Here is a 19,124-nt window from a genome sequence, read left to right on the forward strand (position 1 = left end):
TTCGAGCAGATCGGCGTAGGGGCGACGCATGCGCCGCCCTCCGGATTGCCGGCGTACGATCAGAAGAGGGCGACGCATGCGTCGCCCCTACGCCTCAGCGCAAGAACCCGTAAGTTCTGACCCATGGCCTTCGATTGGCACCCGCGGCGCGCGCGTGTACACTACGCTGCATGAACTTCTATCGCAGCCGCATCACGACCCATGGCCGCAACATGGCCGGTGCGCGCGCGCTGTGGCGCGCCACCGGGATGACCGACGCGGACTTCGACAAGCCGATCATCGCCATCGCCAATAGCTTCACCCAGTTCGTGCCCGGGCACGTGCATCTGCACGATGTCGGACAACGGGTGAAGAAGGCGATCGATGCCGCCGGTGGCGTCGGCGTCGAGTTCAACACCATCGCTGTCGACGACGGCATCGCGATGGGACACGGTGGCATGCTGTACTCGCTGCCGAGCCGCGACCTGATTGCCGACAGCGTCGAGTACATGGTGCAGGCCCACGTCGCCGACGCGCTGCTGTGTATCTCCAACTGCGATAAGATCACTCCCGGCATGTTGATGGCCGCGATGCGGCTCAACATCCCTACCATCTTCGTGTCCGGTGGCCCGATGGAAGCTGGTACCTCCGCGGGCACGCACGATGCGCAGGGGAAGCCGCTGCCACAGAAGATTGATCTGATCGACGCGATGGTCGCGGCGGGCGATGACGCCATTAGCGACGCGGCCCTGCTCGAATTGGAACGCTCGGCGTGTCCGACCTGCGGGTCGTGCTCCGGTATGTTCACCGCCAACAGCATGAACTGTCTCAACGAGGCACTCGGCCTAGCGTTGCCCGGCAACGGAACGATCGTGGCGACGCACGCCGCGCGCTGGCAGTTGTTCGCCGACGCGGCGCGGCAGATCGTCGCGCTCGCCAAGCGCTACTACGTCGACAACGATCAGCGTGTGCTGCCGCGCAGCATTGCGACGTTCGAGGCTTTCGAGAACGCGATGACGCTCGACATCGCGATGGGCGGCTCGACCAACACCGTTCTTCACTTGCTGGCCATCGCGCACGAGGCTGGCGTGAAGTTCACGATGGCCGACATCGATCGTCTTTCTCATCGCGTGCCGAACGTTTGCAAAGTCGCGCCGTCGTCCTCGTACCACGTGGAGGATGTCAACCGCGCGGGCGGGATCTTTACGATTCTTGGCGCGCTCGATCGGGGAGGCTTGCTCCATCGCGAGGTCGGCACAGTCCACACACCGACGATGGGCGCCGCGATTGATGCAAACGATGTCCGGCGGCCGACGACGAACGAGGCCGCGCGCCGGCGCAGTCTGGCGGCACCGGGTGGCGTGCGGACAATCGTCGCGTTCTCGCAAGACAAGTACTACTCGGAACTCGATAGCGATGCGCGCGCGGGCTGCATTCGCGAGGTCGAGCATGCATACAGCCAGGACGGCGGCCTCGCGGTGCTGCACGGCAACCTGGCCGAAGACGGGTGTATCGTGAAGACCGCCGGCGTCGACAAATCGATTTGGAACTTCGAAGGTCCGGCGCGCATCTTCCACTCGCAGGATGATGCCTGCGCCGCGATCCTGGGCGACAAGATCAAGCCGGGCGACGTGGTGCTGATCCGTTACGAAGGGCCGAAGGGCGGGCCGGGCATGCAGGAAATGCTCTACCCGACCTCGTACATCAAATCGAAGAACCTGGGTAAAGTCTGCGCATTGATCACCGACGGCCGGTTCAGCGGCGGCACCTCGGGGCTCAGCATCGGGCATGTGTCGCCCGAAGCCGCCGAGGGCGGCGCGATCGCGTTGGTGGAAGAGGGCGACCGCATCCGCTTCGACATTCCGAACCGACGCGTCGACGTGCTCGTTGATGCCGCCGAACTCAAACGTCGGCGGCTCGACATGCTGGCGCGTGGCGAGCAAGCGTGGAAGCCGGTCGGCCGCAATCGCCCGGTGTCGCAGGCGCTACAAGCCTACGCACTCCTCACCACCAGCGCCTCGCGCGGCGCAGTGAGGGATGTCACCCAGGTGCGGAGTTAGGAATCGGGTGCCCGGCGGCGCTCTCTTGCCTTACGAGAACAACAACCACGCGACGCTGATATACACCGGGGTCAGAATCGCGGTCGCCAACGCCGCGTAGACCAAGAAGCTGGGCATCTCGACCTTGGCGATGCCGGCGCCCTCGGCGACGGCTTTGACCAGCAGATTGGGTCCGTTACCGATATACGTGTTGGCGCCCATGAACACCGAACCAATACTGACGGCGGCCAACAGCATCGGCGCATGCAGCGCGAGTGCGCCGAGGTCGGCCGCGTGGCCCGAGTGCGCGGCGGCGAGACTGGCGAACAGGAGGTACGTCGGCGCGTTGTCGAGTACGCTGGAGAGTGCACCGCTCATGAGAAAGAGACCGATCGGACTGTCGACCGGTAGCCGTGGCGCGATCTGTTCGAGCGTGTGCAACGCCGGCACCATGGTGATGAAGATGCCGAGGAAGAGGATCGCGACTTCCTTGAGCGGTCCGTAGTGGAAGGTGTTGGCGTCGCGGACATCCTTCGCGGTGAACGCCAGCGACAGCCCGATAAGGCCAGCGTAGGCTAGCTCGCGCCACGGGCTGGGTATCCCCACGGCCGAGCAGACGACGATCCCCGCGGCGACCAGCAGGTTGATCTTCCCACTCACGCTGATGGCGGTTTCTTGCGCCGCATCGAGCGCGAGATCCTCGGGTGCTTCCCGTGCGTACTGTCGCTGATCCCACAACCAGAACGCCACGAGCAGGAATCCGACCGCGAGCAGCCACGCCGGCCACAGCGTGAAGGTGAACGTAAACGGCACGCCATTGAGGTACCCCAAGTACAGCGGCGGATCGCCCAGCGGCGTCAGCAACCCGCCGGAATTCGACACGATCAAAATGAAGAAGATCACGATGTGCGTCTTGATGCGCCGCTCCTGATTGGCATCGAGCAGGGGTCGGATCAGGAGCATCGAGGCGCCGGTGGTGCCGATGACACTGGCCGCCACCGCGCCGATGGCGAGGAAGCTGACGTTGACCCACGGCGTCCCGCGCGGGTTACCCGAAATGTGAATTCCACCGGCGGTCACGTACAATGCCGAGATCAGCGCCATGAACGCGATGTATTCTTCGATCCCGTGCAGCAGCAGCGCGCGTTCGTGCGCACCGGGCGCGAGCAGGACCACCGGAGCAGAACAGCCGATCACCAACACGATCGGCGCGGCCGGGTGTTCCCAGATGTGCGGCACGATGAGCGGCAAGAGCGCGATGCCGAGCAACATGCCAATGAACGGAACGGCGGGGAGAAATTCCACGGGAGTCTCTTGCCCAGAGAGAGTCGCTGCGTCAAGCCCGCTCCTCGCCGCTGCTCATCACGGCGCCGCATTGCGTCGCCGCCAAGTCGTGCCATAAGGAGCCGATGGCGACACCGACGGCGCAGCACGTGGTGATCATCGGTGGGGGTTTTGGCGGCCTCTATGCGGCGCAGGCGCTCAAACGGACGCCCGTGGACATCACGCTGATCGATCGCCGCAACTTTCATCTCTTTCAGCCCCTCCTCTACCAAGTCGCCACCGGCGCGCTGTCGCCCGGCGACATCGCCTCGCCGTTGCGGGCGGTGTTGAAACGACAGGCGCGCACGCGCGTGCTGCTCGCCGAAGTCGTCGACATTGATGTCGCCAATCGCTGCGTGCAGTTGCGCGATGAGGATGAGATGGTCCGCTACGATACGTTGATCGTCGCGGCCGGGGCCAGTCACCACTACTTTGGCAACGAGCAGTGGGCCGCGCACGCGCCGGGATTGAAGACCATCGAGGACGCGATCGGCATCCGTCACCGCATCTTGCTGGCCTTCGAAGCCGCCGAGCGCGAACCCGATCTGGCGCAGCGGCGTGCGTGGCTGACCTTCGCGATAATCGGCGCCGGGCCGACCGGTGTCGAGCTGGCGGGTGCGCTGGCCGAAATTGCCCGCCATACACTCAAGCGCGATTTCCGCACGATCAATCCCGCCGACGCGCAGATCATGCTGATCGAGCACGTCGAGCGGGTGCTTCCGCCGTACCCGCCGGTGCTGTCAGCGAAGGCCGCCGCGGTGCTGGAGCGCATTGGCGTGCAGGTGCGCACGCGCACGCGGGTCACGGCGATTGACGCCGATGGAATCGAGGTCGAGAGCGAGAGTCGCCGTGAACGCATCGCGACGCGCACCGTGCTGTGGGCCGCCGGCGTGCAAGCGTCGCCGCTCGGTCGTCTGTTGGCGGACCGCGCCGCAGCGCAGCTCGATCGGGTCGGGCGCGTGATCGTGCAGCCGGACTGCACCGTTGCCAATCATCCGGAGATCTTCGTGATCGGGGATCTCGCTCACCATGCGCTCGGCGGCGATCCGCCGCTGCCGGGTGTGGCGCCGGTGGCGATGCAGCAGGGGCGATACGTCGCCAACCTCATCGCCGCTCGATTGCGAGGCGACACGTTCTCGGCGTTCCGGTACGCCGACCGCGGCAGCATGGCGGTGATCGGACGTGCCGCGGCGGTCGCCAGCATCGCCGGCCTGCAATTCAACGGTGCGCTGGCCTGGTTCACGTGGCTGTTCGTTCACCTGATGTATCTGGTCGAGTTCGACAACCGACTGCTGGTGCTAGTGCAATGGGCGTGGAACTATCTCACCTGGAACCGCGGCGCGCGGCTGATCACCGGCGAGGGTCCAGCGCCGAGGGAAGTGTTACCACCGCCGAAGCCCCACGAGTAAAGCCATAGTGGCTTCGAGTCATCCAGCCTGAAATAGCCAACCGCATCGACAATACGCGACCTCTCCGTTTCCGCCAAGTTGGGTGTAAGATAGCGCAGCTTCAGCGCGGTGCCGATCATGCGACTTGCGACAAAGAGTACGGTCATCCTAATCACGGCGTATTTCCTGATGCTCGCCGCGCTCGCCCTATGGATGGAATACCAGTTGCGGGCGGTTGCGAGCGCGCTCATGGAAGGCACCGCTCGTTTAGTTGGCAGCGAGATCGCGGTCGCGATGTCGGAGTCGGCGCGGGCGCAGCTGCTTCAGGGCGATCCTGCGAGTCGTTGGCGGCTGACGCAACTCATTGCGGATCTCAGTCAACGATCCGATGTAGTGGCGGCGATCACCGTGGCCGACGAGAACGGCCTGGTCGTGGTGAGCGATGACCTGGAGATCGGGCAGCAGCTGGCGCTCCCCGATTTCATCTTTCACGGGAACGCGGGGGCGCAGTTCATCAGCTCGGACGCCCCGTTGGGCGGGGGACAGTACCACCTGTTCGTGCCGCTGCTGCGCGAGGATCACATCGTCGGTTACCTGCGTCTGTCGCTGAACAGCGTCCGCATGGCTGGTCTGTATCGCCGAGTCCGACACCAGATCGTAGTGGCGGCATTCGCGGGTTTAGTCTGCATTGGGGCGCTGGGCATGGTGGTTCACGCTCAGCTCTCGCGGCGCGGCGCCGCGTTGGCGCGAACCGTGGAGGCCACCGTGCGCGGGGAGGCGGTACCCGAAGCCACTCGCGGCGACGAGTTCTCGAAAGTGATCGAGGCCGCGGGCAAGCTGGGGCGGGAGATGAGCGCAACCCGCGAGCGCAGCTCGCAAGCGCAGCGTCGAATCAACGTACTCGCCGACTTTATGGACGTTGGCGTGCTGCTGCTCGGGCCTGACACCGCCTTGGAGTTCGCCAACACGGTGGCGCGCCGCCTCTTGAGCGGGACGGCGAACGGTGATCTCGAGCCCCGCTGGGGAGACCTCAAGCCCGTGCTCGAAGAGGCGCTGGCCAAATGGCGCGCCGGGGCGATGCCGACCCACCCCGTCGATCTCGACGTCCCCACGACTGGCGGTTTGAAGCGCCTGCGTTTTGAGCTGCATCGTGCCGGCGAAGACGATCGGGAGGAGTACCTGGTCTTGGTGAAGGATTGCGATCTGCTGGAGGCCTTTGAAACGGACCTGCGGTTGGCGACGCAGATGCGTGGGCTGGCGCGAATTTACGGAGCACTCGCCCACGAGCTGAAGGCGCCCCTGGGGGCGATGGCGCTCAACATCGAACTGCTCAACGACGCGCTCAAACTCGACGACGGAACCGAACGCGATCTTGCCGAACGGCGCCGGCGTTATGCGACGGTGCTGCAAAGCGAACTGGCCCGCTTGAATCGCTCGCTCATTGCCGTGCTGGATCAGACAACCTCGCTCGGCGAGGCCCAGGAGCGATTTGATTTGCGCGATTTGATTCGGGATGTCGAAGCGCTCTTGACACCGCAAGCGAAGCATCAACGAATTACACTCGCAGTCGAGCTGCCCGATACCGAGTTCGCTCTCACCGGTCACCGTGACCGCTTGAAGCAAGCGCTGCTCAACATCGCGACGAACGCTTTTGAGGCGATGCCGGAAGGCGGCCGGCTAGAAATGACTCTGGCTGCACAGAACGGCCGGGCCACCATCGCGGTGCGCGACACCGGGCCGGGCATCCAGCCGGAGGTTTTGGCGACCATGTACACCATGTACGTCACTACCAAGAGAGGGGGAACCGGGATCGGGCTCTATGTCGCGCGCTCGGTGGTAGAGGCGCACGGCGGCGAGATTCGCGTCGATAGTCAGCTCAGTCAGGGGACGTGCTTCTCCATTTGCCTACCGCTCTCAGCGGTGGAGGTGTAGGACGATCATGCCACACGCCCTCGTAGTCGACGACGACGCAAATTTCCTGCTCCCGCTTGCCGAACTGGTGGAGCGAGAGGGGTTCACCACGAGCGTCGCCAGCTCGCTCAAGGATGCGCGGGCGCTGTTGCGTACCAAGCCGCCCGATCTGGTGCTGCTGGATCTGTTTCTGCCCGACGGCAGCGGCATCGACCTGCTGCAAGAAATCGATCCGAGCAGTACCACCGAAGTGATCCTCACGACCGCGCACGCCAGTGTCGACACCGCGGTCGAGGCGCTGCGCAAGGGCGCCTCCGACTACCTTACCAAACCGCTCGACATGGCGCGCCTGCGAACCGTGCTCGGCGGCGTGCTGCGCGCTCACGCGCTGCGCGAAGAAGTGGGCACCTTGCGTGCCGAGCTCCGCAAGCTTGGCCATTTTGGCTCGCTGGTCGGCGCATCGCTGCCGATGCAGAAAGTCTACGATCTCATCAGTCGCGTCGCGCCGACTGATGCTACCGTACTGGTGACCGGCGAGAGCGGCACCGGCAAGGAGTTGGTCGCCGAGACCCTGCACGCGCTCAGCCGGCGGCGCAAGGGACTCTTCTTGCCGGTCAATTGTGGCGCCATCTCACCGACGTTGATCGAGAGCGAGCTCTTCGGCCACGAGCGGGGCAGCTTCACCGGCGCCGACCGGACCCACAAAGGATACTTCGAACGCGCCGCCGGCGGCACAGTGTTCCTCGACGAGATCACCGAGATGCCGATCGAGCTGCAGGTGAAGCTGTTGCGCGTGCTCGAATCCGGCGCGGTGATGCGACTGGGTGGCGAACGGCCGCTGCCCGTCGATGTCCGAGTGGTTGCCGCCACCAATCGCGTCGCTGAGGATGCAGTGGCGCAAGGGAAGCTCCGCGAAGATCTCCTCTACCGTCTCAAGGTGTTTCCGCTGCAACTACCGCCGCTGCGGGAGCGAGGCGATGACGTCGAGCTACTCGCGGAGAATTTTCTCGCCTTGCTGAATAAGGCGGAGGGGACAACCAAAAAGTTCACGCGCGATGCGATGCAGCAGCTCCGTGCACACAGCTGGCCCGGTAACGTGCGCGAGCTGAAGAACTCGGTCCATCATATCTTCATCTTGGCCGACACGGACATTGGCGTAGACAGCCTGCCGCCGAACCTCAGCGGGGCGACTGAGCCGACCGCAGCGAGCCTGCACATCAAGGTTGGCCTGCCGTTGGCCGAGGTTGACCGGCGGCTCATCCTGGCGACACTGAACGAGTGTCAGGGTGACAAGCGGCGGGCCGCCGAGATGCTGGGCATCAGCTTGAAGACGCTCTACAATCGACTCAATCTCTATCGGGCGCCGTAGGGACGCCTGCTGGTTCAGGCGCCCGATGATGGTGGAAATCCGACGGCGCCGGACGGTCGAGACCGGCGCCGCCGGAACCGCGCCGATGTACCCGCACTCATTGTACACCTCCACGCGATGGGTTGGTGCCTCGCATCAACAAGCGTGTCGGACGCCGGCGCGAACGACGTCGCGATCAGCGGAATCCGAACTCTCCGCTGCCGCAGCTGTCTGCGCGGTGTGATGGTTCCTTTGTCGTGCACCGGCCGGCCGGGTTAGTGGTCGAGAGGAAGAGGCGGCCGCGAAGTGCTCCGAAACCCGACGCCAGTTTACGGTATTCCACCAGTTGTGAACGTACTCGGCTCGACGATGCTCGTACTTGAGATAGTAAGCATGCTCCCATGCGTCGAGTGCCAGCACGGCCGCCGACTCCCAGTCTCTCGCCAGCAGATGGTCCTCGGCAGTCAGAATCGCGAGTCGTCGATTCGCTAGTTGCCAGACCAGCACAACCCAGCCGCCCGGCTCCAGGTTCATCGCGGCGGCCGAGAACTGCCATTTGAACGCGGCAAACGAACCAAAGTCCTCGCTGAGTTGGTCCGCCAGCTCATCGGATGGCTGGCCACTCTGATCTGGCCCCATAATGCTCCAATAGAGGCGGTGCAGTTGATGCGCCGACGTGAGCATCGCCGCGCGCTCGCAGAGTAGCTGTACGAGTAACAGGTCGCCGTTGTCGCGCGCCGCTTCCAGACGGCTTTCGGTGTCGTTGAGTGTATTGACCAGTTGTGCGTGATGCTGGCCGTGGTGGATGCGCATCGTCTGTTCGTCGATCCACGGCTCCAGTGCACCGTAGCCATACGAGAGCGGTGGCAATGTGTGTCGCGTCATGTGCTTGACCAAGGTGCCGCGTCGGGGCCGCCGAACCTCAATGCGGCCGTACCGTAACCTCGACGACGGTCCCATCGTTCGCCAACCGTGACAGCCAGCGAGCCGCCGAGGCTTGGAAGACCTCTTGGTCCTCCGGATCAATCTTGAACTGTAGACGGACCGCGCCGGCCTCGCGCACTGTGTGCCGGACGTGCTGTTGCAGCGTCTGGACGTTGTAGCCGCTGACCTCGCCGAAAAAATGGAACGCGTCGCTGTCGGTGCGAATCACTGCATGCAACATGAGGTCGTTCTCCTCTTTGTTCCAGCCCGAAGAGCCCGGCGTCGGTGGACGCGCCCGGGGGGGATGAGCAACGCCCACCGACTAACCGGGCTCTAACGAGACGCACTGATGTGCAGACGCAACTGGTGTGCCAGAGATCGTGCCGAGACAGTATCGATGGCCCGTGCGCTCATCGAGGAGTTCGCACTCCGAGCGCGTGGTGCTTCTTTCAAACGGCCTGTAAGAGTTTCAACGCCGAGTTGGTCGCGTCACAAGCCGGGACACTGTACGGATCGACGAGGCGAATCAGAACGACCCACACGCGCAAGCCCATTGCGCGTGCATGCGGACGCACGGCTACGTAGACGACGCGACGCGGTAGCTAGAGTCTGACGAACGAACGGAGATCACGCGCAATTTGACGCAGATCCGGTGGCCGCTCACTTCATGAACCGCTTCACCACCTCGGGCGTCACGCGGCCGCTGCGTGCGATCTCGGCGAAGAAGTGTGCGCTCTGGCGCGGGCGACGGGCGAGAGTGTCTCGATCGACGTCGATGAGACCGAACTTCGGACCGTAGCCGAAGTTCCATTCGAAGTTGTCCATCGCCGACCAGTAGAAGTAGCCGCGGATGTCGGCGCCGTCGCGGCGCGCGTGATCGACCGCGGCCAAATGATCGGCGATGTAGTCAACGCGCTGCCGGTCGTCGTCGAGGCAGACGCCGTTCTCGGTCACGTAGACGGGCAGACAGGTGGCCGCCGCGCGCAGCAGCAGGGGAGGGAAGCCTTCGGGGTACACTTCCCACGCCATCTGCGTGATCGTGCGGTTGACGAAGTCGGCCGGCGCGGGACCGCCGGTTTCCGCATCGTATCGCGCGCGCGAGTAGTACTGCACGCCGACGAACGAGGACGACGCCTGCAAGCCGGGGATCGGTTCATCGGCACGGTCGGGGTAGCGAAACACACCGGTGCGCAACGCGTCGTAGCAGGCTCCGGTCGATTCGGCGTCGCGGCGAGCGGCGAGCGCGCGGTCGGCCGCCGAATCAACGCGCAAAGGTTCGTGCGCCTGCACTGCCAGCGTGATGCCGATCCGTGGCGTCAACTTCGCGTGCGCCTTCACCACCTCGCAGACCTGGGTGTGGGCCCGAAACAGATTGCAGAGCACGGTCGCCGAGAGCGCGTGGTCTTGCAGCCGCGGCGGGAAGTAACCCCAGCGGTAGCCGAGCTCGGCGTGGACCGTCGGCTCGTTGATCGTACACCAGTGGCTGACCAGGTCGCCGTACTCGCGCGCGCACAGCTCGGCGAAACGGCGGAAGGCATCGAGGTTCGCGACTTTCGAAAAACCGCCGCGCCGGGCGAACCACACCGGCAGCGTGAAGTGATGCAACGTCACCCACGGCTCGAGCTGCAGCTCGCGCAACTTAGTGAGGACTTGGCGGTAGTGCGCGATCTCGGCGCGATTGACCTGGCCTTCGCTCGGCTCGATACGACTCCACTCGATCGACAGCCGGTGCGCCGTGTGCCCGAGCGATTTGAACAGCCGAAAGTCGTCCGCGAAGCGACGGTAGTGATCGCACGCAAGGCCCGACGGCTCGATCGCGTTGGTGTCCGGCGCCAGCTCATGCGCCCACCAATCGTTGTGGCGGTTGTCGCCCTCGACCTGATGCGCGGCAGTCGCGCTACCCCAGACGAAGTCGGACGGAAACTCCAGCGTACGTTCGATCATCGAGTGCCTCCTCAGATGGAGCGCGTCGGATAGCACGAAGCCGCATACACGCAAAGGTTCCTTCCTCTGCGGCACCCGCCCACGTGGAGCGCACGGATCGGATGGCCTCCGCCCTAACCCTCCTCCGTCCGCGGAAGTGCTCACGGAGGAGGGAACTGGACGGCGGTGCTGCGACTCGAGATAGCACCGCAAGTGCGTACACGTTCCCTCCTTTGCGGCATCACCCGCCGCGGAGGAGGGCTAGGGAGGAGGCCTCCGATGCACGACTCACGAGTCCCGACTCACGATTCACCAATCACGAGCCACGGCTCACATGCTTGACGGCGACAACCCTTGCCACATAGGACGGCGGCGTCATGCAAGGTTCACGGAAGGTCGCACTCGCGGTCGCATCGCTGATCGCGCTGTTCGTTCCCTTCTTTTTCTACCCGGCGGTCACTCACCGGCTTCCGTTCGGGTACGGCGGGCTGTACGCGCTGATGGCGGAGGGGATTGCCGATCATCATTTTTTCCTCCCACTGAAGGTCCCGTACTACGGACCCGGCGGCTTACCGTTCGCGTATCCGCCGCTGTCGTTCTACCTCATGGCCGCGGTGACTCACGCCACGGGCATGTCGCCGCTGACGTACATGCGGTTCATGCCGCCGTTCGGTCTGGTTGCCAGCGTGGTGGCGATGTTCTTCCTCGCCCGTGCGATCACCGCGTCGATTCAGCAGGCGACGCTCGCGGCGGTCTTGTTCGGTATCTCGCCGACAACCTTCGAGCTTCAGGGAGACATCGGCGGGGTGTGTCGCGGCGTGGGATTGCTCGCGGCGCTCGTTACCGCGACCTTGGTCTACCGCGCAGTGGAACGCGCCACGGCGCGCGACGTGATCCTTGCTGCCGTCTTGTTCGCGGCAACGATCCTCTCGCATTTCGCCTACGCCGTGTTTGCCGCAGCGAGTATGGCGATGTTCGGTCTGCGGGCGATGTTCGGTCCGCGAGGGATGAGGCGGATGTGGGTGGTGGTCGTCATCGGAGTCATTGCCGGCGTGCTCACCCTGCCGTGGTGGGTGTTGATGATCCATCGTCACGGCCTGCAAGTGTTCATGCGGATCGCCGACACCCACGACGGCATGGGGTTCGTCCGATACCTGACGGACCCGTGGGCGTTGGGCCGTTTGCTGGTTCGCTACGTTGTGGCGAACGGAACGCCGCTCGGCGGTGGCAGCGCGATTCTTGGCGTGGCGCAGCAGGTCGCTACCGGTGCGTGGTTCGTACCCGGCTGGCTGCTTGCCACCGCGCTCTTCAATGGAGGCGAGGGCGCACGCTTTGCCACGGTCGTGACCGCGCTGCTCAGCGCATCAATCCTCCGAGTGGTGTCCGAGTCGATGTGTCGTCACGCAACCTCGGAGACGCGTGCGACCGCGACGCGAGCGGTGTTCTTCGGGGTGCTCCTGCTGCTCTCGTTTGGCGCCGCGTTTGTGCACCATGCGAACAGCGTTGCTCCGTCTCTGTCGGAAGAGTTCCTCACGGTCGCCCAGTGGGTCCGCGAACACTCGCCGGTCAACAGCCGGTACCTGTTGGTGTCTGACGACGCGGCTCAGCATGAGATGATGACGTACTTCGCCCGCCGCGAACCCCTCGTCAGCTATTTCGGCGCCGAATGGACCGGTCGCTATCGCGAGCAGGCGGACCGGCAGAAGGAGATTGTGGAGTGCGCCCGTGAGCGATCCTACTCGTGCCTTGACGATTTCATCCGCCGGAACGATCTGGCGGTCGAAGTCATCGTCGGGCGAGTCGACCCCCGGCCGGAATCCATCGCCTCGCGGATCGAAGCCGACGACTGGCAGCGCGTGTACGCCAATGCCACCTACGCAGTGTGGCAGCGGCAAGCGCGATAGTAGGTTTCGTTGCGGAAGGTCTTTGGGTTACCTGCTCAGCGTCTGCGAGACCTGCGAGAAGCCGCCGTACCGGGCGCGTTCCCACGCCGCAGGCCGCATCAGGCCCGAGCGGCGTCGTAGTCTGCGAGAGGAAACGTCACCTTCTTTTTGATTCGATGGGCTTGCCTGGCGATTACTTCGAGTCGCTTGAAGACTGGCGCGTCATAGTACTGCTCGCCGCAGTGCGTGCACACCCAAGCGGGAACATGGTCGACGTAAACCGTCTGGCCCTTGAATGCGAACCGCGCCCTGACGGTCTGCTTGTCGAGCATCCCGTCGCAAAACTCACATCGCTCTTGTGGCCCGTTCTTGCTCATTGCTTACTCCTCGACTGCATACGCCGTAATCACCAATAGCACGTCGGAGGCTAGAAATCGGCACACCACGCACGCACGCCGCCTGTCAGTGGTCTCGCCTGCCACTTCGTAACGAGTGCCGCGTGGGTCGCGCGTGAACACTTTGCTGATTCGTCCGCCGAGAATGACCCGTTCCACATCGGCGGACTCCAGACGATCGTCCGACATTTCATCGATCGCATGAACGCTGATGCGGTAGCGCTGGTCGGCGACTGCCTGCCGCATCCGCTCCAGTGCGTTCATCGAGGCTCCATCCTACCTACGGCTGATCGCAGACACGGGCTCTGGTACTCATCGCGTCGCGCTACCCCAGACGAAGTCGGACGGGAACTCCAGCGCGCGTTCGAGCATCGAGTGCCTCCCTAAAATGGAACGCGTCGGATAGCACGAAGCCGCATGGTGGCAAAGGTTCCCTCCTCTGCGACATCGCTCGGCGCGACCCTACTGGCACTGCAAGGTCACTCCGTCTGGGGTAATGCATTGACCGCTGCAGCAGTCGCTCGCGAGGACGCAGGTTGCCCCGGCGTCCAAACACGTGGGTGTTCCGGTGACGACTGGCGTGTTCGGAAGCATACCGTTTATGACGAGGTCCTCTCCGCCGCAGCCGATGAAGGCAATCAGCAGGCACAACCCGATGGTCGCGATGGCCAGATGGAGTTGGGTGTTCATTGGGTGGCCTACCTCCTGTATTCAAATCGAGTAACGAGTCACGTCCGCTTTCGGTTGACCGGAGTGGCATCTTCATCCCACGCCGAACCGGCTCCTTGCGGCCGCTGTCTCGCCGGCTTTCATCCAGGCACACGATGCCGACTCACACTTGACAGTGTGGTGATCGATTTGGGACAAGCGATGCCCATGCCCTGTCCCCAATGCCAGCACGAGAACCCACCGGGTGCCAAGTTCTGCCTCGAATGCGGCGCGCGGCTAACGCTCGCGTGCGACCAATGCGGCGCGCAGCTTCCGCCAGGTGCGAAGTTCTGTTTGGAATGTGGCGCGCAGATAGTAGGCAGTAGGCAGACGGCAGTAGACAGTTCCGATCCGGTTCCGCCCCTAACAGCTAACCCCCTAACACCTAACACCCTGTCTTCCGGCGAGCGCCGGCAGCTCACGGTGCTGTTCTGCGATCTCGTCGGATCGACCGAGATCGCCGCGCAACTCGATCCGGAGGACTGGCACCGCATCTCGAAGGAGTACCAACAGGTCGCCGCGGCGGCGGTCACCCGCTTCGGCGGCCACGTCGACAAGTTTCTCGGCGACGGCCTGGTGTGTTTCTTCGGTGTGCCCGAGGCGCACGACGATGACGCCGAGCGGGCCGTGCGCGCGGGGCTGGCGATCGTGGATGCGGTGCAGACGTTGAACAAGCGCCTCCTCCCTAGCCCTCCTCCGTTGCCGGACATGGCAACAGAGGAGGAAATTCCGGTCCCCTCCTCTGCGAACATTTCCGTGAGCGGAGGAGGGTTAGGGTGGAGGCCGGTTCTCTCCGTCCGTGTCGGCATGCACACGGGATCGGCCGTGGTCGCCCACGGCGGGGGCGCGTCGCAGGACGTCTTCGGCGACACCCCGAACATCGCGGCCCGCGTGCAAGGCGCCGCTGAACCCGACACGGTGGTAATCACCGCGGCGACGCAACGGCTCGTTGCGGGGCTCTTCGTCGTGGAAGATCGCGGGCCGCACTCACTCAAGGGGATTGCCGCCCCCGTCGGGCTGTACCGCGTGGTCCAGGCCAGCGGCGTGCGCGGCCGGTTGGCGGCTGCGGCGGCCGGCGGACTGACTCCATTCGTCGGCCGCGAGCGCGAGCGGCAGACGGTGGCCGAGGCGTGGGAGCGCACACAGGACGGCGAGGGACAGGTGGTGCTCCTCAGTGGCGAGGCCGGCATCGGGAAGTCGCGCCTGGTGCAAGACTTCAAGGCCGGTCTCGCGCAGACGCCGCACACCTGGATAGAGAGCGGCTGCGCAGCCTACTACGACACCACGCCGTTCCACGTCGTCGCCGATCTGCTGCGGCAGGGCTTCGGCTGGGCGGCCGATCTCTCGACCGAGGCCCGGCTCGACGCCCTCGACCGGTCGCTCGCGGTGGTGGGCTTGAAGCCGGCACAGGCGGCGCCGGTGATCGCGCCGCTGCTGGATCTGCCGCTCCCCGAGGGCCGCTATCCGCCCCTGTTCCTGTCTCCCGAGCAGCAGCGCAAACGCTTGCTGGCGACGCTGGTGGCGTGGGTGTGCGGCGCGGCCCGGCTGCAGCCGAGCGTGCTCGTCATCGAGGATCTCCACTGGGTCGACCCCTCGACGCTCGAATTGCTCGGGCTGCTGGTCGAGCAGAGCGCGCGCGAGCCACTGCTGTTGGTGCTGACCGCGCGGCCGGAGTTCCGTCCGCCGTGGCCGCTGCGGGCGCATCACACGCAGCTCAACCTGAACCGGCTGACGAAGCGGCAGGTGCACGAGATGATCGTGCGCGTGGCGGTGCGCGTAATCCCGCCGGGGGAGATGCTGGAGGCGCTGGCGGTGCGCACCGACGGGGTGCCGCTGTTCGTAGAAGAATTGACCCGCGCGGTGCTGGAGGCGGAAGGCGCCGCCCTGATGACGCGGGAGATTCCCGTGACCTTGCAGGACACGCTCATGGCGCGGCTCGACCGGCTCGGACCGGCGAAGGAGACCGCACAGCTCACCGACGCCGAGCTGGTGTATGTGCGCGGACTGCCGCCCGAAGCGACGTACACCTTCAAGCACGCGCTGATCCAGGACACGGCGTACGAGTCGCTGCTGAAGAGCCGGCGGCGGGAGCTGCACCGCGCGGTGGCGGAGGCGCTGACGGGCCGCTTCGCCGCCCTGGCCGAGGCGCAGCCGGCGGTCGTGGCGCAGCACTGGGAGGCTGCCGGCGAAACGGAGCGGGCGATCAGCGCGTGGCAAGAGGCGGGCGACCGCGCCAAGGATCGCAGCGCGATGATGGAAGCCGAGCGGCAGTACCGCCGTGGGCTGGCAGCGCTGGCGGCGCTACCCGACACGCCCGCACGCGACTCGCAAGAGCTGGCGCTTCAGATCGCGCTTGAACCCGTCGTGAACGTCATCCACGGCTTCGGCTCAAAAGAGAACGATCCGATCAAACAGAGGGTGCGCGAGCTGAGTGCGCGAACCGGCGATACGCACCAATTCGCATTCTCCCTGGTTATGGCGTGGACGCTCCCGATCGCCCGCGGCGAAGCGCGCGCCGCCTTGTCGTTGGCTGAGGAAGCGCTCGTGGCGGCCCGCAACGACGGCGCCCACTTCCTCCTTGCCTGGGCACACTATGCCGTGGCGCAGTCGCAGTTTCAGCTCGGTGATCTCAACTCCGCAGGCGAGCACGCCGCGTCGGCGCTGCGGTTCTACCGCGAAGAAGACTTTCGCGACTGGCCAACCGCGCCTGGCGCCCTTGCGCAGGGGATTATGGCATCGGTCTCGGCGAACATGGGCTTCCCAGAACGCGCCCACGGCGAGATCGAGAAGCTGCTCGCGCTCGTGGAACGACTTCCGCTCCCGTCGCAGCGCGGTCTCGCGCTGGTTGGTGCGGCTACCGCGCAAGCACAGCTCCGTCAGGCGAGCGCCGTTGTCGCGCACGCGGATCGAATCCTGAGCCTCGCGCTCGAACACGACCTGCCGCAATTCACCGGATGGGGACACGTCTTCCACGGCTGGGCGCTCGCCCTTCAAGGTGGACGTGAAGAGGGGATCGCCGAGCTGCGGGAGGGTCTTGCGGGCTACGCTGCCTTTGGCAATCGCGCTTCGGCCGGAGGGTACCTCGGCTGGCTCGCCGAGGCGCAGCTCCTGGGCGGGCAGGTCACCGACGGTCTCGCCACCATCGAGGAAGCGCTGACCGCGGTTCCCGAAGAGCGCATGTTCATCCCCGAGCTGCTGCGCCTGCGCGGCGAGCTGCGCGCCGCCGCCGCCGGCGCCGATGTCGCCACCGTCGAGGCGAGCTTCACCGAAGCGATCACCCTCGCCCGCGAGATCGGCACCAAGCTCGTCGAGCTGCGCGCCACCACCAGCCTGGCGCGCTTCCTCGCCCGTCACGGCCGTACCGACGAAGCGCGCGCCCTCCTCGCACCGCTCTACGCCACCTTCACCGAAGGCTTTGACACCCCCGACCTGCAAGACGCCAAGGCGCTGCTGGCGGAGTTGTAGGCGCGTCGTCTGCGACACGAAGGCCAGCGGGCCCCCGTTCTGCGCTTCTGATTCATGCTGCGGTCTTTGTCGTCGAGGTCTGCCGCTGTGGCTTCCACTCGCGAGGCGTCAGCTCCAGCCCACCATCTCGTCCGATTCCGGGCGATGCATGGTGGGCAGTGCCCACCCTACGGACACTCTCGATTTTCGTCTCGACAACAGGTTCCTCCCTTTGGAAAAGGGAGGTCAGGAGGGATTTGCCGAAGAGTCGATCAAGGAAATCCCCCTCGATCCCCCTTTTTCAAAGGGGGAAGCTTCCACCGATCATCTTCAATCAATTCATCGGCACATCGCCCGCCGCGCGTGCGGATCGCTTTTGCAGCAACGCGCTGCGTTTAGTACACACCCAACATGTCGTCGTTGCCGCTCGAAGGTTTGCGGATTCTCGCGTTCACGCAATTGGGGTCGGGGCCGTTTGCGATGACGGTGCTGGCGGATCTTGGTGCGGAGATCATCAAGGTCGAAGACCCCACGCTCGGCGGGGATGAAGCCCGCAACGTGCCGCCTGGCGCGCGCGACGGCGACTCGGTCTATTTCCAGTCGCTGAATCGCAACGCCAAGTCGCTCACGCTCAATTTGCGCACAGCCGAAGGTCGCGCGCTGCTCCATCGACTCGTCCGCGTGTGCGACGCCGTGTACTCGAATCCCCGCGGCGATCTGCCGGCGAAGCTCGGACTGGATTACGCCAGCCTCAAGCACATCAATCCGAAGATCGTCTGCTGCGCCCTCTCGGGTTTCGGAAAGACCGGGCCGATGCGCGCCGATCCCGGTTACGATTTTCTGTTGCAGGCGATGGCCGGATTCATGGACTTGACCGGCGACCCCGACGGACCGCCGACGCGCTCGGGGATTTCGATCGTCGACTTCGCCGGCGGCTTGATGTCGGCGGTCGGACTGCTCGTGACCCTCTTGCGTGCCCGCACCACCGGCCGCGGCGGCGACGTCGACGTCAGCTTGCTCGACACCGCCGTGTCGATGCTCAACTACCTCGCGGTGTGGGTGCTGAATACCAATCTGAAGGTCGAGCGCCTCCCCGACAACGCGCACCAGACACTCGTGCCGTCGCAGCGCTTCGCGACCAAGGACGGCTACCTGGTCATTATGTGCATGAAGGAGAAATTTTGGACGCGTCTCGCGGAGCGGATGGATCTCGCGCATCTGCTCGACGATCCGCGGTTCCGTACGTTCGCCGACCGCTTTGCGCATCGCAACGAATTGATTCCGATTCTCAGCGACGTGATGCGCACGAAGACCAACGAGCAATGGGTCACCCTGCTACGCGGCCACGTGCCATGTGCGGCGGTCGCGACGATCGAAGAAGCATTGCGCAACGAACAGGTGCTGGCGCGTGAAATGGTGATCGACTACGAGCATCCGCTCTTCGGCACCGTGCGCCAGGTCGGCTGCCCGATCAAGATCGACGACCTCCCCCCGCGCTACGGCCCGGCGTCCGCCCTGGGCGCGGATACCAACGAACTCCTGAGTACACTCCTCGGCCTGGCGAGTGACGAGATCAGCACGCTACGCGCAGCCGGAGCGATCTGATGAAGAAGGATGTTCACCACAGAGGCGCAGAGGCGCAGAGAGCTTTGCAAAATGGCGGAGCTATCTTCCCAATCGTCATTCCGGCGAAGGCCGGAATCCAGGATCGAGGCGCACGACCCCGCCTGGATACCGGCTTTCGCCGGTATGACGGACCCACTGCCGGGATTTCTTGCGCAAAGGTCGCGCGGAGAAGCGGAGACCTCATTCAATCTTGTCCGCTCAGGCTCTGCGTCTCTGCGCCTCTGCGTCTCTGC

Annotated in this window: 14 protein-coding genes; 7 read left to right on the top strand and 7 right to left on the bottom strand. The window is 64.8% G+C overall.

The features are described from left to right. Window positions 1-170: 170 nt before the first annotated feature. Window positions 171-2,039 (top strand): dihydroxy-acid dehydratase, encoded by a 1,869-nt coding sequence (ilvD, locus tag HYR72_21320; protein ID MBI1817524.1) that lies wholly within the window; start codon window positions 171-173, stop codon window positions 2,037-2,039. 30 nt (window positions 2,040-2,069) lie between these two features. Here the strand turns inward: ilvD and HYR72_21325 are convergent, their stop codons facing one another. Then, window positions 2,070-3,290: a sodium:proton antiporter gene (locus HYR72_21325; protein ID MBI1817525.1), complete on the bottom strand. Its 1,221-nt coding sequence runs from the start codon at window positions 3,288-3,290 to the stop codon at window positions 2,070-2,072. 137 nt (window positions 3,291-3,427) lie between these two features. Here HYR72_21325 and HYR72_21330 point away from each other — a divergent pair, with 137 nt between their 5' ends. The 3 genes from HYR72_21330 (at window position 3,428) to HYR72_21340 (ending at window position 8,009) form a co-directional block, all read left to right on the top strand. Then, window positions 3,428-4,750, top strand: coding sequence for an NAD(P)/FAD-dependent oxidoreductase (locus HYR72_21330; GenBank protein ID MBI1817526.1), 1,323 nt, complete (start codon window positions 3,428-3,430; stop codon window positions 4,748-4,750). A gap of 117 nt (window positions 4,751-4,867) precedes the next feature. Next, window positions 4,868-6,661, top strand: a complete 1,794-nt coding sequence (locus tag HYR72_21335) for a HAMP domain-containing histidine kinase (protein MBI1817527.1) — start codon at window positions 4,868-4,870, stop codon at window positions 6,659-6,661. A gap of 7 nt (window positions 6,662-6,668) precedes the next feature. Further along, the gene (locus HYR72_21340) at window positions 6,669-8,009 is read left to right on the top strand and encodes a sigma-54-dependent Fis family transcriptional regulator (protein MBI1817528.1); all 1,341 of its coding nucleotides are present in this window, start codon (window positions 6,669-6,671) and stop codon (window positions 8,007-8,009) included. A 135-nt stretch (window positions 8,010-8,144) separates the two neighbouring features. On the opposite strand, the gene HYR72_21345 is transcribed toward HYR72_21340, so the two are convergent. The 3 genes from HYR72_21345 to HYR72_21355 all read right to left on the bottom strand — a co-directional run bounded on the left by HYR72_21345 (window position 8,145) and on the right by HYR72_21355 (window position 10,856). Continuing rightward, window positions 8,145-8,873, bottom strand: coding sequence for a superoxide dismutase (locus HYR72_21345; protein ID MBI1817529.1), 729 nt, complete (start codon window positions 8,871-8,873; stop codon window positions 8,145-8,147). Window positions 8,874-8,910: 37 nt separating this feature from the next. Continuing rightward, a complete protein-coding gene (locus tag HYR72_21350) occupies window positions 8,911-9,153 on the bottom strand; it encodes a hypothetical protein (protein ID MBI1817530.1) in 243 nt (80 codons plus the stop codon). A gap of 419 nt (window positions 9,154-9,572) precedes the next feature. Beyond that, a complete protein-coding gene (locus HYR72_21355; protein MBI1817531.1) occupies window positions 9,573-10,856 on the bottom strand; it encodes a glycoside hydrolase family 1 protein in 1,284 nt (427 codons plus the stop codon). 356 nt (window positions 10,857-11,212) lie between these two features. On the opposite strand from HYR72_21355, the gene HYR72_21360 reads away from it, so the two are divergent. Continuing rightward, window positions 11,213-12,739: a hypothetical protein gene (locus HYR72_21360; GenBank protein ID MBI1817532.1), complete on the top strand. Its 1,527-nt coding sequence runs from the start codon at window positions 11,213-11,215 to the stop codon at window positions 12,737-12,739. A 98-nt stretch (window positions 12,740-12,837) separates the two neighbouring features. On the opposite strand, the gene HYR72_21365 is transcribed toward HYR72_21360, so the two are convergent. The 3 genes from HYR72_21365 to HYR72_21375 form a co-directional block, all read right to left on the bottom strand. Next, window positions 12,838-13,095: a YgiT-type zinc finger protein gene (locus HYR72_21365; protein MBI1817533.1), complete on the bottom strand. Its 258-nt coding sequence runs from the start codon at window positions 13,093-13,095 to the stop codon at window positions 12,838-12,840. A 3-nt stretch (window positions 13,096-13,098) separates the two neighbouring features. Then, entirely contained in the window at window positions 13,099-13,377 is a 279-nt protein-coding gene (locus tag HYR72_21370; GenBank protein MBI1817534.1) for a DUF4258 domain-containing protein, read from the bottom strand. A gap of 198 nt (window positions 13,378-13,575) precedes the next feature. Continuing rightward, window positions 13,576-13,803, bottom strand: a complete 228-nt coding sequence (locus HYR72_21375; protein MBI1817535.1) for a hypothetical protein — start codon at window positions 13,801-13,803, stop codon at window positions 13,576-13,578. Between the two features lie 186 nt (window positions 13,804-13,989). On the opposite strand from HYR72_21375, the gene HYR72_21380 reads away from it, so the two are divergent. Continuing rightward, the gene (locus HYR72_21380; GenBank protein ID MBI1817536.1) at window positions 13,990-17,286 is read left to right on the top strand and encodes an AAA family ATPase; all 3,297 of its coding nucleotides are present in this window, start codon (window positions 13,990-13,992) and stop codon (window positions 17,284-17,286) included. A gap of 390 nt (window positions 17,287-17,676) precedes the next feature. After that, entirely contained in the window at window positions 17,677-18,870 is a 1,194-nt protein-coding gene (locus tag HYR72_21385) for a CoA transferase (GenBank protein MBI1817537.1), read from the top strand. Window positions 18,871-19,124: the final 254 nt, after the last annotated feature.

This window comes from Deltaproteobacteria bacterium (assembly GCA_016178705.1).
Lineage (GTDB): Bacteria > Desulfobacterota > Binatia > HRBIN30 > JACQVA1 > JACOST01.